Origin of the sequence: Limosilactobacillus reuteri, assembly GCF_002254085.1 — a bacterium.
In the GTDB taxonomy this organism is placed as follows: Bacteria; Bacillota; Bacilli; order Lactobacillales; family Lactobacillaceae; genus Limosilactobacillus; species Limosilactobacillus reuteri_K.
Genome location: NZ_NGPY01000024.1, coordinates 1 through 15717, shown reverse-complemented (window position 1 = coordinate 15717; position 15717 = coordinate 1). Strand labels below are relative to the sequence as shown.

At 35.6% G+C, this 15717-nt stretch carries 15 protein-coding genes and 2 pseudogenes; all 17 read right to left on the bottom strand.

Translation table 11 applies throughout. The features are described 5' to 3' along the window. Positions 1–265: pseudogene (locus CBG10_RS06185) on the bottom strand (IS30 family transposase); the annotation flags it as partial. A 105-nt stretch (positions 266–370) separates the two neighbouring features. Next, positions 371–1411, bottom strand: a complete 1041-nt coding sequence (locus CBG10_RS06180; protein ID WP_094509735.1) for an acyltransferase — start codon at positions 1409–1411, stop codon at positions 371–373. 81 nt (positions 1412–1492) lie between these two features. Then, a complete protein-coding gene (locus CBG10_RS06175) occupies positions 1493–1840 on the bottom strand; it encodes an LPXTG cell wall anchor domain-containing protein (protein WP_094512035.1) in 348 nt (115 codons plus the stop codon). Between the two features lie 267 nt (positions 1841–2107). Beyond that, positions 2108–3004: a KxYKxGKxW signal peptide domain-containing protein gene (locus CBG10_RS06165; RefSeq protein WP_094512032.1), complete on the bottom strand. Its 897-nt coding sequence runs from the start codon at positions 3002–3004 to the stop codon at positions 2108–2110. Positions 3005–3123: 119 nt separating this feature from the next. Further along, positions 3124–4167: a glycosyltransferase family 2 protein gene (locus CBG10_RS06160; protein ID WP_179230716.1), complete on the bottom strand. Its 1044-nt coding sequence runs from the start codon at positions 4165–4167 to the stop codon at positions 3124–3126. Between the two features lie 88 nt (positions 4168–4255). After that, positions 4256–5230: a glycosyltransferase family 2 protein gene (locus tag CBG10_RS06155; protein ID WP_094512029.1), complete on the bottom strand. Its 975-nt coding sequence runs from the start codon at positions 5228–5230 to the stop codon at positions 4256–4258. Next, positions 5227–6207, bottom strand: a complete 981-nt coding sequence (locus CBG10_RS06150; protein WP_086132546.1) for a glycosyltransferase family 2 protein — start codon at positions 6205–6207, stop codon at positions 5227–5229. The genes CBG10_RS06155 and CBG10_RS06150 overlap by 4 nt, the downstream gene beginning before the upstream one ends. Then, complete coding sequence (locus CBG10_RS06145; protein ID WP_094512028.1) at positions 6204–6944, bottom strand: glycosyltransferase family 32 protein; 741 nt, start codon at positions 6942–6944, stop codon at positions 6204–6206. The genes CBG10_RS06150 and CBG10_RS06145 overlap by 4 nt, the downstream gene beginning before the upstream one ends. Positions 6945–6950: 6 nt before the next feature. Then, entirely contained in the window at positions 6951–8480 is a 1530-nt protein-coding gene (locus CBG10_RS06140) for a lipopolysaccharide biosynthesis protein (RefSeq protein ID WP_042746063.1), read from the bottom strand. Continuing rightward, positions 8470–9618 carry a hypothetical protein gene (locus CBG10_RS06135; RefSeq protein ID WP_094512026.1) on the bottom strand — a complete coding sequence of 383 codons (1149 nt, stop codon included), beginning with the start codon at positions 9616–9618 and terminating at the stop codon, positions 8470–8472. The genes CBG10_RS06140 and CBG10_RS06135 overlap by 11 nt, the downstream gene beginning before the upstream one ends. After that, positions 9618–10532, bottom strand: a complete 915-nt coding sequence (locus tag CBG10_RS06130; protein WP_143452361.1) for a GT-D fold domain-containing glycosyltransferase — start codon at positions 10530–10532, stop codon at positions 9618–9620. Before CBG10_RS06130 ends, CBG10_RS06135 begins: the two co-directional genes overlap by 1 nt. 8 nt (positions 10533–10540) lie before the next feature. After that, positions 10541–11530, bottom strand: coding sequence for a stealth family protein (locus CBG10_RS06125; protein ID WP_094512038.1), 990 nt, complete (start codon positions 11528–11530; stop codon positions 10541–10543). An 11-nt stretch (positions 11531–11541) separates the two neighbouring features. Continuing rightward, on the bottom strand, positions 11542–12714 hold the full coding sequence (locus CBG10_RS06120; protein ID WP_094512025.1) for a glycosyltransferase: 1173 nt from the start codon (positions 12712–12714) through the stop codon (positions 11542–11544). After that, positions 12711–13331 carry a sugar transferase gene (locus CBG10_RS06115; protein WP_094512037.1) on the bottom strand — a complete coding sequence of 207 codons (621 nt, stop codon included), beginning with the start codon at positions 13329–13331 and terminating at the stop codon, positions 12711–12713. The genes CBG10_RS06120 and CBG10_RS06115 overlap by 4 nt, the downstream gene beginning before the upstream one ends. Positions 13332–13360: 29 nt before the next feature. Beyond that, positions 13361–14110 carry a CpsD/CapB family tyrosine-protein kinase gene (locus CBG10_RS06110; protein WP_094512023.1) on the bottom strand — a complete coding sequence of 250 codons (750 nt, stop codon included), beginning with the start codon at positions 14108–14110 and terminating at the stop codon, positions 13361–13363. A 12-nt stretch (positions 14111–14122) separates the two neighbouring features. Next, complete coding sequence (locus tag CBG10_RS06105; protein WP_094512022.1) at positions 14123–14896, bottom strand: YveK family protein; 774 nt, start codon at positions 14894–14896, stop codon at positions 14123–14125. Positions 14897–15609: 713 nt separating this feature from the next. Further along, a pseudogene (locus CBG10_RS06100) lies at positions 15610–15717 on the bottom strand (IS30 family transposase); the annotation flags it as partial.

Sequence of the window (15717 nt, the reverse complement as noted above, 5' to 3'; positions counted from 1 at the left end):
TCCAACCTGCCTTGATTTGCGCATGGATATAGTTAACTTCGATAGTTGGCAGTTGGGTCTGCTTCCGACCACAACGACGCTTATGTCGCTGATAAGTCTGAAGATATTGGTCGATGGTTTTACCGTCGTTGAGGAAACGATAAACACGATAGATGGTTTCTTGACTACGCTGAAGTAATTTAGCAGCCCGATAAGCTTTAGTACCTTGATACCAAAAATCAGCTATGAGAGTTAATTCACGTGTGGTAAGATGTTTATAGGTCATTTGTGATTGCCTTTCTTTTGATTAGGGATATTCAAAAGTCTATCACAAATGGCTTTTTATTTTTTCTAACTTAATTTTACAAACGACGTTTACAAATAAATTTTATCATTGAACTTCAATAGTACCCTTAACTATTTTAATTAACGGCTTAAATATCTTCTTATCAAGCAGAATACTGCGTAAAAATTCTAAGCAGATGCCTATAACGTATATTCCTATCATTGCAATAATACCATTAAAGGCAATCATTGGACTTTGCCAGTATTCATTGCTATGAAAAATTACTTGACATAAATACTTATTAAACAATCCATTTACATTAATTAAATATACTGAAAAAGTAAATGAAGCTAATGTATTAATTAGTGGGTTGTACTTAATATTTAGTGAGGTAAAGAATTCAAATAAAGCAACTGCTCCACCTAACACAAAAATTGAGTTATAGTTCCATGCATTTTCAAAATATAAACTAAAAACCATCGTAATTCCTGACAGTACCACATAAACACAAAATGATTTCCACTTTGCAATTTTTGCTGTTTGAAACTTCCTAATATAGGCCCCAATTAAGTATAAGCACACAAAATTAACTATTCCATATCCGGCATCGTTTGAAGTAGTAGACGTATAAAATGTTGGCCAGATATAAAAGAAAAAGATAGCAATTATTAGTAATTTTTGATAATTTTTCTTACTTATTACCCTTATAACAGTATTTATATACGGAATCAAAAGATACAGAATGCTATAAATAATAACAAACCATTGGCTTATTGCTATTTTTACCATTTTCAAACAATTATGGACAGTAAATAACGCCGGATTAAGAACCAACATAGTAAAAAGAGATAAACTTAATCCCCAAAATATCATTAATAGAACTAACCGAGCAATTTTAGAAATGAATATTTTATTCTTATTATAGGAAAAATATCCGGTAATAAGAATAAAGACATTAACGGCTACAGAGCTTAAGGATTCTGTGAAATGGACAAAATAATATGAGAATGTTCCATTATGAATATTCGCTAATGCTCCTCCCATCGCACCATTATTATAATGCAGCACGATGATCATTAATATTAAAACTATTCTCAATAGTTCAATATTACTTTGGCGATTCTTGTTTTTTTTTATGCTTTCCAATTAAAAATCTCCCTTTCAATTTAAAATAATAAGGAGGCTAGTTCCCCAGTCTCCTTTATTTATCTTGTAATTTTAAATGATTTAGTATTCGCGCTTCTTATTACGAGCTAATCCCAATCCAAACATTGCTAAGATAACCCCTAGAGCAGTAGCAGCTATTGATGATTCATTCCCAGTTTGTGGTAATGTAGCGCCATTCGTTTCAGTTGATTGCAAATTATTGTTTACAGTAACATTTGCAGTATTTACAGCTTCATCTGTACTGTTATTAACAGTTATTTTTTTAGTAATAGCTGTTTGTTCATCATGAACACTTTGATCTGGAACAGTCTTAGGAGCATTTGTTACTACTAATTGTTCTTCACTGCCATCACTTACTACTTGCTTATTAGTAGTGGTTACATTTTCAGATTGAACCTTACTTACCACATCAGAAGAGTGATGTTCTTGTTGAGAAACTGTTGCTGCAGTTTCTGATTGGTCTTTTTGAGCTGCTTCTTCGGCGGCCTTCTTTGCAGCCTCATCCTTGGCTTTTTGAGCTGCTTCTTCAGCGGCTTTCTTTGCAGCCTCATCCTTGGCTTTTTGAGCTGCTTCTTCGGCGGCCTTCTTTTGTGCAGCTTCGTAAGCTTCAGTAGTTGCACCACTCTTACCTACAACGTCTTGAGCAGCACCTTGCCAACTTGGATCTTCTCGAAGCTAAAGTCGATACATAACTAAACCTTGTGCATTTGCTTTAGTAGCAGGATTTGTATCACTTGGTTTGAAGCGGTAACTCATAGGTCCAAAATCAAATGTTCCAGTATGGTTTTCTTTACTAGAAGCCGTAATAATTGTTGCATTATTAGTTCCATATTCACGAGACCATTCTGTTGCGAAACGGTAACCTTTGGGAGCATTAATGGTATATACCGTATCTTGACCATTGCTTAATGGACTCTTAGTATCGCCTTTACTAAAATCATCTAATTGGTAATGCCCCACAAAACTATTGTTGTCAGCATCAAACCAGTTGATAATTACCCGGTTTCGGTCAGAAGGAACATTGGTAAAACTTTTTACCACGGATTCCTTTCCATTAGGGATAGCCCACACAGTATAAGATTCGTTATTATTTTTACCGAAGCTTGAATACTGATTATTTAACTCCTTATTCAAGTTTATATTCATAGATTGATTATTAATATTTTCATAGGAAGGAGTATATCGTCCATCAAAGATCTTATTGTAATTAGCATCCAAGTAGTATCCTTCTGGAGCTTGAACTGTGTACGTACTACCGTTTTGAACTGATTCAGCACCAGTCTTTTGATCCCTAACGTTCATTACACCGTTACCATTTTGTGCTGATGGTTGGTAAGCAACATTAACGTTTGTAATTGGAGTACCTGGATTTGTTTCATCATATACCCCTACGTGCGCCACATGAGTATCCGTTTGTGGTTGTGCAGCTTGTGGTTGAACTGGTGCTGACTGTGTGTTTGTATCAGCCGAAGCACTTACTGACAAAGTGGCTGCACCAACTAATGCTGTTACCACAGCAGCAAAAACCCATTTTTTCCCATCTTTATACATTTTAAAATGTTCTTTTAACATAATAAAAACTCCCCTAATAAAAAAATATTTTACACAGTCTTATATTAACACTTTTTTCATCAAATTTGTTATCACTTTTTTATATAAAATTCATTTTTGTATGATAAAAAGAATATCTCTTATTGCTTTGTTAGTGATACCGCAATAAATAAAGAATAATCTTTTGTGCGCAATGCTTTTTCGATAATTAAACTTTCATCATCTAAGCATTTAAACTTCGATGCTGGGAAATAATCATCTATTAGCCTAGCCATTATTGAAAACGCTGCTACTAAGTCCTCATTTTTAAAACTATGGATTCTAATATAATTAGTTACCATTTGTTGAAGGGTAAAAGTGTACAATTCATCATTTAATAGTGATTTTGTTTTACGGCAATCTTCTAATAAACAAATTGTGATATAAAGCGAGTCTAAAGCTTTTACATTTGAAAAAGCCGAACGAGTAATTCCTTTCTCATTGATTCGATAATTATAAATTATGTTAGATGTTGTAATAATTTTACGAGCATTCGGCCAAATCCGATATATCCCCATTGTATCTTCAAACCAAAAGTCTTCAGGAAATTTTACATTCTCAAATAAATTTCTTCGATATGCTTTTCCCCACGGGTAACCATGTAGAGCCTGAAATGCATTTGCTTTTAAATCAGTTTCATTAACAAACCTTTCAGCGTTATTAATAGTCTGGTAGCTTCCCTCAACAATATCAGCATTATATTTACTAGCGGGATTCATTAAACTCTCTACATAATCTTTTTCCACATAATCATCAGCATCCACAAATGATATATAACGAGCATTAGAAGCGTTCAACCCAATATTACGTGCTCTTGCGACGCCACCGTGCGGACAGTTTATAACTTGAATATTTGAGAAGCGTTTGGCCCAGTTAGCCAGCATGGTAGCTGTATGATCAGTCGAGCCGTCATTCACAACAATAATTGAAAAAGTATATTTTGTTTGCTGTTCAACTAGTGAAGAGATACATTTATCGATATAATCCTGATTATTATAAGTAACGACGATAATTGCTAAGTCAAATTTTTCTGCTTTAAAAGTATGGGTGCCTACTGATGTTCCCGTTGGAAAAGGTGAGATTGCATTTAACTTTGCTAATGCCTCATTATATTTCACTGTTTGTTGAGGAATTCCAAGTTTCAATAACCCAACTCGTTTCTTCGGCGGAACATGTAATTTTCTTAGTAAATGATTTAACTTTATTCTTTTTCGATACATTTTCTTTTCCTAACTATAAGTAATTTCGAAGTTTAGTTATTAATGGATATTTCATTTTTAATAAGCGTTTACGCATTTGCATAGTAAGTTTAATGTGATTTTCGCGCTGAAAGGCCAATATCTCATTTTTATAAGTTCTAAAATAAGAACGATTATTATCATCAATAAGCAAATTACGATACATATTATAGGTAGTAAGTAACTTATTAAAGTACCAATCATTAAGGTAATTCACCGGTAAGCTATTTTGTTGTTTTAAAAATAAATATTCATCTTTAAAAATATAACGACGATCATCTAACTGAGATAAGCTAGCATGATTGTGTGCTTCCGTCATGATTGATCCTTGCCGGTCTTGAAGATAAAAATATGGACCGTTTTTGCCTCTTAGTATCGCTGCTCTATTAATAGAAGAAAAAATTTTAGCAGCAGTATTTTCATCTTCAAATTTTTTACCTACCGGAAACAAAATATTATTATCTAACAATATTCTAGTTCTAGCGATATAGGACCAAGCTGTCATCATCACTTTCTTCGATAACAAGCGCATAAGCAGTTCTTTTTTTTCAATTACATCAATATTAGTTAGTTTAAATAGCGGAAGAGGGTCTTTTTGACAACTAACTAATTCACTTTCAAATGAAACTAAATCAATACTACTTTTATTGAAAACAGCCAATGCCGTCTCAATCAAATTAGGTGCAATTTGATCATCAGAATCGAAAAAGTAAACATATTCACTATCGACATATTTCAAACCAGTATTACGCGCTGCCGACAAGCCTTGATTCTTTTGTGATACCAACATAAAACGTGAATCTTGGAGGAATCTTTGTGCAATCTCAATGGAATGATCGGTTGAACCATCATTAACCATAATTACTTTAAGATTGCGATAGCTCTGTTGCTGGATGCTAGTTAAGGCATTTTCTAGGTAGGTCTCAACATTATATATTGGCACAATGATCGACACTTTCATTGGCATCATTTTACCCCTCTCTTCCCAAATAGTTTTGCCATTGAGTTTACTAATAGCAGGCCTAAATTAAAATAACCAGCGCTAAATAAAGTAGTCATTAAGTCATTTCGCAATTGTTTCGACTTGCTAGACGCTACTAGTGTTTTTGCTGAATTAAATACCTGCTTATTTAATGTCTGGCTATAAGTTGCAATGATCTCAAAAGCTATATTCTTTTCATTCCTTGTACCTAATCGACTGATACAAGTATATAAATGTGAGTAAAGAAAGTTATTAATATAGGTAGCTAAATCATCTTTGGGAAAGTTGACAGTCTTCTTTTTCATATTTTCAAAAAGTAACTGACATGCTTTCACTGTTTCTCGTGCTTCATTTATATCTGTCTGATGAGTGATTGAAATTTGGTGAATCCGATAATAATAGAAAGTATCAGAGACAAAACCAATCTTTTTTGCACTCCCAACAGCAATTGGAACAACCTCAAAATCTTCTATTTTCATATTTTGAGGAAATGACAAATTGTCCCAACATTCTTTTCGATATAGCTTATTCCATACTGCACTATAAGATTTTAGCGGAGTTGGTTCTACACGATACAGGGTTTCTTGGTCACCATTAAATCGTTGATAATTATATACAATACAATCATACCCTTGCTCAGCGAGTTTCATCCCCTGCAACAAAAAATTCTGATCATAATAATCATCAGCATCAATGAAAGCAATGTATTCTCCATTTGCTCTTCTTAGTCCTTCATTACGGGCAGCCCCGCTTCCTTGGTTATCCAAACAAATTAGGTGAATTCGGTCATCGATTTGTCGTTGCTGGTTAATAATTTCTCTCGTCCCATCATTAGAGCCGTCATCAATTATTAATAATTCTAACTGAGAATAAGTTTGGTTTAAAACTGATTTAATGGCCTTTTCTATATACTGAACTGAATTATATGCGGGCATTATCACCGTGATAAGTGGAGCAGTCATCATTCTGTTCCTTTCAGCTTTTTATGTAAATGAACTACAGTAAAAAATAAACTAGGCCAATGCAGTTGAAGATTATACTTAAATATCCGATATTTACTAATTGACCCATTATCCGATCCCCAACTATTACCGTATTGTTGAACTGCAATGGTTTTCGGGGTAATTTTACCACCACCCCACCAATGATAAGGCGCAAAGTATTCAGATGGAAAAATAGTGGTTCCGTCGGCTAATGTTTGAAGACGGTTACGCTCTTTTAAGCCATGATGCTTAAAATAATCGCTGATGATATTAGTAGTGATTAAATCGTACCATTGACGCTGATCATCCGTATATTGCAGTACTTTATATATATCAAGCAGTTTTTTTACGTTTTCATCATGTGGTTCAACCCCAACGCCAAGCCCACTATTAATATCTCCCGAATTTTCCATTGCCCATACTGCCTTGTTAGTTAATAGCGGATCCAAACTCTTAATTAATTTGACATCCGTATCAAAATAAAAACCACCATATTGATACAAGACATCTAATCGAACCACGTCACTAGCAAAAGCCCATTTTTTTGATTTATATGCATCGGCGGCAAACTTATATCTATTAATGTCATAATTTTTTTCATTAAATTCAACAATCTCGTAATCTGGATTCTTCTCTTGCCAGGTCAAGATATTCTTTTTAATCTGAGCTGGAAGAGGCTGGCCACCAAGCCACACATAATTTATTCTTTTAGGAATCATCAACAATTATCTCCTTTGTAAAAATTTCTTTAATAGAAGTAGTACATATTCAAACTCAGTAGTTCGACAATAGAAAATTAATGGGATGCTTAAGCCAATTAAAATTACTATTCCTAGCAGCGCAAAAAAATGTCCCCATAAACTAGTGGGTAAAAATTTGTTTAATCTAAAAATAATCATTAATTCCAACACAATTATCAGTACATTGTATAAGTACCGTTTGAAGTAAGGTTTCATACTACTATGAAAAGCGTGATGAAAAATGATATAGGGATCTTGCCACATGACAGTCAAAATGGTTGAAGTGATTGTTCCTAGCAGTACCCCCGTTAATTGCAGCTTCAGAACCCCCATATAGAATAAACTAAAAACAATATTAGCAATCATCTCACTAATTGAGAAAGCCTTCATATAACGGGCTAACCCATAGACAGAAATGAAACTCCAACCCAGAACCCGGTAATTCATAACGTAGAAAGAAATTGCAATCAAAATCACCTCTAGTTGACTTAAAACATACCTTTGCCCCAGCCAGAGCGAAACTACATCATTAGATAAAAAGAGGATCCCAAGAACAGCAACGTTTAGGATAATAAAGTTGATATACTGCAGATTATTAAAAAGCTTTTCACTTTCATGATGCGATTTGGTAACCGCAAAATTACCAATACTACCGGTTACAGCACCAATAATTTGATACATAAACTTTTGGATAACCGTTGTAATCGTGACATAGTTTGCATAAAGGCCAACTTTAACAACACCAGCAAAGATTGATAACAAAATATTATCAGTTCCAGTTACAACAACTCCGCTTACCCGCATAAACATGTTACCAATAACATTCTGGATTAGTAAATGCTTGTCAGCACGGCTCAGTTTGCCAGTTGATTTCTTCAAAGGATACTTTGCTCGAACATAAATGGATACCAAGATGTTAGTGACAAAGCCAGTAAAGACAAATAAGGCCGCATATAACAGTGGATTATGAAAAAGGAGCACAGTATAGATCTGAATACTGAGCATAATATATGTCACTAGAAGGTTAATCCATGACACAATTCGGTTTTGCTGGTTGGCATAAAGCAAGGATTGATTATAAGAAAAGAGGTATGAACTCGCTGAACCCAGCAAATAAATAATAAACAACCAATAAACATGCGGATAAGAAATACTTTTACCAATAAAAAAGCGCAAAAACGGCAAAATACATATTCCAAGAGTAAAAATGACTAAGGCAATTGCTTGATATATTTTCCGATAGTAGTGCATGATTAAAGAAACCTTATCATAATCATGGTCAGCTAGCGGCTTATACATCAGGAAAACAATTGCTGTCCCAATTCCTAAATCAGCTAATGACAGAACACTCAAAATATTAGTAAAAAGGCTTGTTAACCCTAAATAAGTTGCCCCTAAGTAATGAACCATAAAATAACGGTTAATAAACTGAATAGGGAAATTTAAAAGGGTAACAAGCCCTGATACGATTGAATTTCGAAAGGCAAGATTTGATCTTGATGATTTATTGTTCATTTAAGACATCCTTATCTGCACGATGAATCCATTTTGGCATATATGCGATCAATGCAAAAATAGCCGCAAAACTAATCATTACTGAAACCATTTGATTTTCAGTAAATCCTGAGATCTCAATGACCATCATAATAATTGCTAGCATATAATTACCGCTCCAAGCAAGTTTGAAATTTGCAAGAGCTAAACCAATAAAGAGAACAATCGAAAAAATCAATCCATAAACAAATAGCATGTAAGCATATGAACCATCGAACATCCCTTGACCAGGAGTATAAAATAGCCCCCACCCCTTAATAACGTTTATGCGATTACCCTGCAATGTCAGTGGCTGGTGCATAAAATAATAATTCCACATCAATAAACGCGATGTACTGAGCTTATTAACAATAAAGAGGAAAGGTTTAATCCCATAGTTCATCCCACAATAGTAAGCAGCCCACGCTAATAGTAATGGAAAAGCTCCTACAAAAAATTGGAATAGGCGCGATTTAAATAACCGGCGCCCCCAAATTAAAAGAACGTAGGCGATAATCATTAACTCAGCTGTCCGGTCTTTAAAATAGAAGGAAACAATTAGGAATACTAGAAGAAGAAAAGCCTCGTTTTTACGATTAAGATTAAGTGTCACACTCTTCTCGGTAATCTTAACTGTCATCAAGATTGCAAGTAAAGTAATCACAAATCCTGTCTGATTTTCATTGTAAAAGCCAAATGAATAAACCCCATCAATAAAACTGCGAGTATTATGAACAAACAGCCCACTAACATAAGCTAATACAAACGTTAAGCCTAAACTGCGTCGATACATTAACGTAATTTCTTCTGGTGAATAAAAGCTAAGGGCAAACGCAAGCACAATGTAGTTAGCTTTTAAGATCTTAAACTGACAGACTACCAATAAAGCTGCTAAGAAGGCGGCTAATAAAAGATGCCATCTGGTTCCATGCATAATTAATAAATAAATACCAACAACAAGCGGAATAACTATCGCTCCGTACACAAAGCCATTAATTATAAGAGCCGTATATATATTATACGGGGAGAGATTGGCGAGGGCATTCGAATATATTCGCAAAGCTAGTAATGAAAGAAAAATCGCCCATAGCCACAATGATTTATTGCGTTTAAATGCCATTACTCAACCCTCCCGATAATTTGTGATAAATATTCATCGTCATTTTTATAAATATCATCGTCAGTCATATTGACCTCATTAGTGTACTTTCCTTTTACCTGCGTCATCCTTTTACTATGGTGACGATAGTATTCGTATTGGATATCTAGATGCCCTAAATCAAGGATCCGTGTTTGCAGTGATAGGTCATAAGCAAGTACGGTTGCAGTGGGACCGATTGCGGCAATAACTAAGTCAAAGTCATATTCTGCATCCTTCTCTTCAACCAATTGTTTAATTTGTTCATAGCGCTCAAAGGCATTCTCACGTGGCACAAGGATCCGTTTCAAATCAGCTGCTCTGGCAAAAAGGTCATTGCCCATCCCCATACGCGTTTCGTCCCCTTCAACAATCAAGACTTTTTTATTTTGCCATATTTTCTTAAATACAGCATAGGCTTTAGCAGTAATTGCACTGTCTCGGTATTCTGAATATGTCCGGCTTACCTCTGCATCAAGATAGGTTAAATTAGGATTCAAGTTTTGCCGAATTGAAGAGTAGTTATGGGTAAGCATACTCCACCAAGCAGTCTTAATATCAAATTTAGCATCTTCAGTCCCTACTAGGTGATGTGGTAAGGCCACCATCAAGACTTCTGAATTTCGCGGACTATCCACAATTTCATGAAGACGAGTAGCTAACCGGGGATCATATTCTTGAAAACCAATTGAGTATTTCTTAAAGAGCATCCTTAATTCACTATCACCAAAGCGAGCAAGAGAAACCTCGTGAGTTGCTAAATAGTCTAAAGTTTGCCTAATATCAAGAATATTGAGATCCTTATCTAGGCGATCATACTGACGACGATAACGAGCATATCGATAAAGACAAATAATACCGTATAAAAAGGAATTATTTCGTATAGATTTACGCAAGGTCCTTTTCACGATAATTCACCATACTTTCCTTGAAATAGTTTAATTAAGGCAGACTTAACAGCTGACCATTCTTGATTATCTGCTACATCATCGTTGATACAAGCTATTTTATAGTTTGAAATTGTTGCCTTGATCTGGTCTATATCCTCTTGATGTTGTAAATGATATAAATGGGTCGCCCTGTCTGTTTGGACAGCAAAATTGCCCGCCAAAATATTGTAGTCCTTCACGAGCCAATGAGAGATATCGTTTCGTGTTCGAAAACGCCGGTGATCTTGAAGGTCAAAGCTCATAGGAAAAACTTTTGTTGCTAATGTTTCAAAGGTACTCTTAAGATGAGGGAAAGCTGTATGTCCCTCATAGAACCCAGTAAGTGACGGATATGGCAAAGCAAGCAAAGACTGAAGATTCCGCTTACCATATTTCCAACTAAATATTTTACGCCAATTCTGTTTGATAAAGGCTTTTTTATTAAAACGCTGGTTGAGTAGTTCCATGTTATTAAAGGGAATATAACTATATTCATCACTGGGCTGGATAATATTTAAAATTGCCGGTAAACACGGCTTACCTGTAGGATCAAAGAAAAACGTCGGTTCGAGTGACTGAGTAATAAACACATCGTCATTAAACAAAATAAAATGTTCAGCTAGCTCTTTTATCCGCCATAGATTAAGCTCAATCGTATTAGAATTAAACGTCGGTAAACACGATTGCGGAATAAAGTCACGGTGATCAATGACCTTCACACGTGGATACTTATGAATAAAAGTCGGCACCTGCTGGTCAGTAATGAGAAAGACATGATTAACCCAGGGAGCAAATTCAAACACATTTTTGAACCAATATTCGAAAATCCCCATATCTCGATAGCGATTTTCACCATTTAAGCTGCCAGTTAAGTCAGTATACTGCCGTTTTTTTTCTTGCCATTGCGGATCAGAGCCATCCACCCAAGTAACAACAAAATCAATTTTAAAGTTAACTTCTGCCATTTCGATCACCTTTATAAATTGAACTCTTGACGATAGATTGCCGTCATTTGATGGTCAACATTTTGATGGTCAAACTTTACAATCGACTGGAGATTCGTTATTCGATGGGGATGAGCCATAGCCTTTTTGATTTCAGCTGCAATCGTATTTACGTCCATTGGCGAAGTAACTAGGGAGCCGATCTCAGGGCTAGTAACATAATCTTTCATCCCCGTATTGGCATTCCCGATCATATAAAGACCATGAGCAATCCCATCTAAGCCTCCTAACCCAAGACCTTCACGAGTAGACACAAAGACATTTAAATCTGCAGCATAATACAAACCATCTAGATTATCAAGATAGCCTAGTAACTGAACCTGTCGCTGAAGGCCAAGTTCATTAATGAGACTAATTAGCTTTTCTTTTTCTGCCCCGATCCCCGCAATTACATACTTAATTTTCGGATTATTTAACTGTTTAATTGCCTTCAAGACAGTTGCATGATTCTTCCGCTTACTAAGTTCCCCAATGGAGATAATTAAATACTCATCATCTAAAACCCCTAGGCGTTTCCGAGTTTGAGTTCGTAAAGCTGCTTGATGAGCCGGATCGATTGCTAGCACTCGTTTAATGTCAGTCCCGACACCAGGAATATAATAGCGTCGTTTAACCGGTAAATAACGAGCAACTTGATAATCGTCAGAATTAATCGTTATAAGGGCATCAGTCCAATGAGCGTAAAACCATTCAACGGGGAAAAAGACAAACCAGTTTTTAAGGGGACTGCCCTTAAAAAACTGGAGGCCATGGGCAGTATAGATGATTTTTACGCCCATTTTATGAGCGGCCCGGCGAGCGATAATCCCGCCAAGGGGCGAATGGGCATGAATACCGGTGATGTGATCATCTCTTATGATCTGACATAGCTGGTTTAAAGCCTTTTTATTTGCCCGATGTGTCCCAATCCCGCGACAAAAGTCAACTTGGTGACACTTAACGCCAAGAGCAGTTAATTTTTGCTCTAGGTGGTTACTAAGAGATTTAGTAATTGTCCCTGGTTCTAAAAAATTAGTGGCAACATGAACCGTTGCCCCTAATCGTTGCAAGATAGCAATGTTATGAAGGTTAAACTGATCAATCATCGACGCGGTGGTTGAGATGATTAAAATGTTCTGCTTACTGTTGACCAGTTCTTTACTCATTCCTTGATTCCCCGTTCATCTAAAACATCTATAAAGGTCTTCATAATAATTTTAAAGTCCAGACTGAGCGAAACATTGGCCGCATAGTAGTTATCGAACTGTGCTTTTTCATCATCTGGTAGTTCATCACGACCATTAACTTGAGCTAGTCCAGTAATCCCCGGTAATACTTTACTAGCACCATTACGAGTTCGTAGGTTTAAAACGTTTTTCTCAGAAAGGATTAACGGCCGTGGACCGACAATACTCATATCGCCCTTAATAACATTAATTAATTGAGGCAACTCATCAAGACTTGTTTTCCGTAAAAATTTACCAATAGTGGTAACATGCTGGCTGAGATTGTCTAACTGACTCGTCGACATTTGATGAGGAGCAGTTTCATACATAGAACGAAACTTTAAGATATCAAAAGGAACATCATCCTTCCCCATCCGCACCTGCTTAAAGAAAACTGGACCTTTAGAATCAAGCTTGATCAGTAAAGAAATAATTACAAAGGGAATTAAAAGCACAATTAAAGCAACGAGACTGACAGAAATATCAAGAATGCGCTTAATGACATTTTTATATAGGTAAAAACTAGTGTCCACCTGATATTCTCTCTCCTTTCCCATTTGCAACTTTATCTCCCCCTATCTAATTCTTATTGTGCAGAACCCGTTCCATAACCATATCCGTAGCCGTAACCATATCCAGCATTGCCGTCAGTGTTTACATCATTCATTACATAGCCTAAAAGGTTAGCATGAGCAAGGTTAAGTAGTTCGACCGCCCGCTTAACAGCTAATTTTTGTGTTTGTCCTTCCTTAACAACTAAGACAATAGCATCTAAGTAGTGTGAGAGCACCTGCGTATCCGTAACCTCTAACATTGGTGGGACATCAACAATGACCATATCATACACGGACTTGACACTCTCGATCAAGGTCTTCATCCGTTGAGAGTTCAATAACTCAGCAGGATTGGGTGGAACTGGACCTGATGTTAGAATATCAAGATTCTCAACCCCACTTGGTTGGACGATTTGACGGAGGTCAATGGAGTTAGTACCGCTTGTCAAAATCGTAGTCAGTCCTTCTTGATTACTCTTATTAAAAGTAGCGTGAAGGGTTGGACGACGAAGGTCAGCGTCAATCAAAAGAACACGTTGACCGGTTTGAGCCCAGACAACGGCAACATTATCAGTAATGGTTGACTTACCCTCACTAACATTAGCAGAAGTCATAGCCAGGGTCTTAATCGGCTTATCGATGGCCATAAAGTTAATGTTAGTCCGGATAGTCCGGAATTGTTCTGAAATTGGACTCTTAGGGTGCGCAACCGTGATTAACTTAGCACCGTTAACAAGCGTGTCATTAGTAGCTTTGTTTTTTTGTCTATGAAAAATTGACATGGTAATCCTCCCTTAAACCCGCCGGTGGTCTTCGCGACGACTTTCACGTTGATTAATCTTAAAATCATTACTCATTGAAATGTGGTTAATATGCCCAAGGTTAGTCAAGCCAAGTTCATCAGTCATAAATTCATCATCATGAACACTAGTATCGGTAAGTTCACCAATTAAGATGTAAACAAAACTAAGGATAAAACCAAGAACGGCGCCAGCTAATGTAAAAAGCTTCTTATTAGGGAAGGATGGAGCATCCGGAACGCTGGCTCGTGAAACAATGGTAACGTTATTAACACTCATAATGCCCTTAATCCGTGATTTAAAAACATTAGCTACTGTGTTCGCAACCAATGCGGATTTAGCAGGATCATTAGTCTTAACTGCTAATGAGAAAACCTGAGAGTTTTGCTGCGTTTCGACACTAATGGCCTTTTTTAACTGGTCAGTAGTCATATGGTAGTTTTTGCCAGTCTGAGCCATATCAAGCTGCTTACTAACACGGTTTAAAATGACTTGGTTAGTAATAATGTCTTTATATGTATTAATCATCTGAATATCAGCTTGTTGGTTATTGTACGCCTGACCATTGTCATTGTCAGCATGTTTTTGGTTAACAAGGATTTCAGTCGTTGCTGTATACTTGGGCGTCACTACAAATTCCGCGGCGACAAAGCCAATAATCCCAGCTAGAATTGTCCAAATAACTAATAACTTTATATGCTTACGACAAAGCACCATTAAGCGGTGTAAGTCGATGTTATTATGTAACGTTTGTTGTGCACTATTCAATTTCCTACTCCTTAATTATTATTTTAAGATAATCCATTTAAAATAATGACCTTTTATATTATTAGCAACCCTGTCAAATTAGTCAAGAACCTATTAAGAAGAATTTGATAAGCGTTTATAAAATTAATAGTGCAAAATAAAAATCTCCTTACCGATAATAGTATCAGTATAGGAGATCCAGGGTAATTAAGACTAGGCGTATTAATATTGACTGCTTGTCCATGAAAGTATTTCCAAAGTTGGCAAACAACTATGTGAATATATGCCAGACCCAAATAGTTATTCTATCTTTTTTATTAAAGTCTTAAGCCTATTTATATGCTTATTGTTTCTTACTTCCTTACTTAAATTATCTATTTCTTTATTTATAGACTTGAAGATATCTGTGTCTGAATCTAATATTTTCTTCTTTAAAAAATCAAATAGTTCACTTTTGTTGTTTAAAAGAACACTTCTTACTAATTCTTCATATACAGAATATATAATAGCTTTTTCAATTAATTTTTCAATACGATAAAGTGAAAATTTGGTATCAGTTGATGTTACTATATAATTCTCTATTTGTCTAATTAACTGCCTTACTACCCGATTTCCTGTTATTTCAATTCTTTCATTTAACTTATAAGTTCTTAATATTTTTTTAAGTCTTTCATTTTTTATATTATCCCAATCAACTTTAATATAAACTTCTTCTCCTGAAATGTCAATTTAAATTAGAAAAAAGGTGAAAGTTGTTCTTCTGTGACATGACTCAAGAATACTTCTAATGGTGTACGATAATTAAGAGATTTTCGTGGGATATTGTTGCGACGATGCATTAG

Excerpts from the sequence above, each read along its gene's own strand:
- CBG10_RS06165 (WP_094512032.1), bottom strand. The coding sequence starts at position 3,004 with ATGTTAAAAGAACATTTTAAAATGTATAAAGATGGGAAAAAATGGGTT.
- CBG10_RS06155 (WP_094512029.1), bottom strand. The coding sequence starts at position 5,230 with ATGATGCCAATGAAAGTGTCGATCATTGTGCCAATATATAATGTTGAG.
- CBG10_RS06150 (WP_086132546.1), bottom strand. The coding sequence starts at position 6,207 with ATGATGACTGCTCCACTTATCACGGTGATAATGCCCGCATATAATTCA.
- CBG10_RS06145 (WP_094512028.1), bottom strand. The coding sequence starts at position 6,944 with ATGATTCCTAAAAGAATAAATTATGTGTGGCTTGGTGGCCAGCCTCTT.
- CBG10_RS06140 (WP_042746063.1), bottom strand. The coding sequence starts at position 8,480 with ATGAACAATAAATCATCAAGATCAAATCTTGCCTTTCGAAATTCAATC.
- CBG10_RS06135 (WP_094512026.1), bottom strand. The coding sequence starts at position 9,618 with ATGGCATTTAAACGCAATAAATCATTGTGGCTATGGGCGATTTTTCTT.
- CBG10_RS06125 (WP_094512038.1), bottom strand. The coding sequence starts at position 11,530 with ATGGCAGAAGTTAACTTTAAAATTGATTTTGTTGTTACTTGGGTGGAT.
- CBG10_RS06120 (WP_094512025.1), bottom strand. The coding sequence starts at position 12,714 with ATGAGTAAAGAACTGGTCAACAGTAAGCAGAACATTTTAATCATCTCA.
- CBG10_RS06115 (WP_094512037.1), bottom strand. The coding sequence starts at position 13,331 with ATGGGAAAGGAGAGAGAATATCAGGTGGACACTAGTTTTTACCTATAT.
- CBG10_RS06110 (WP_094512023.1), bottom strand. The coding sequence starts at position 14,110 with ATGTCAATTTTTCATAGACAAAAAAACAAAGCTACTAATGACACGCTT.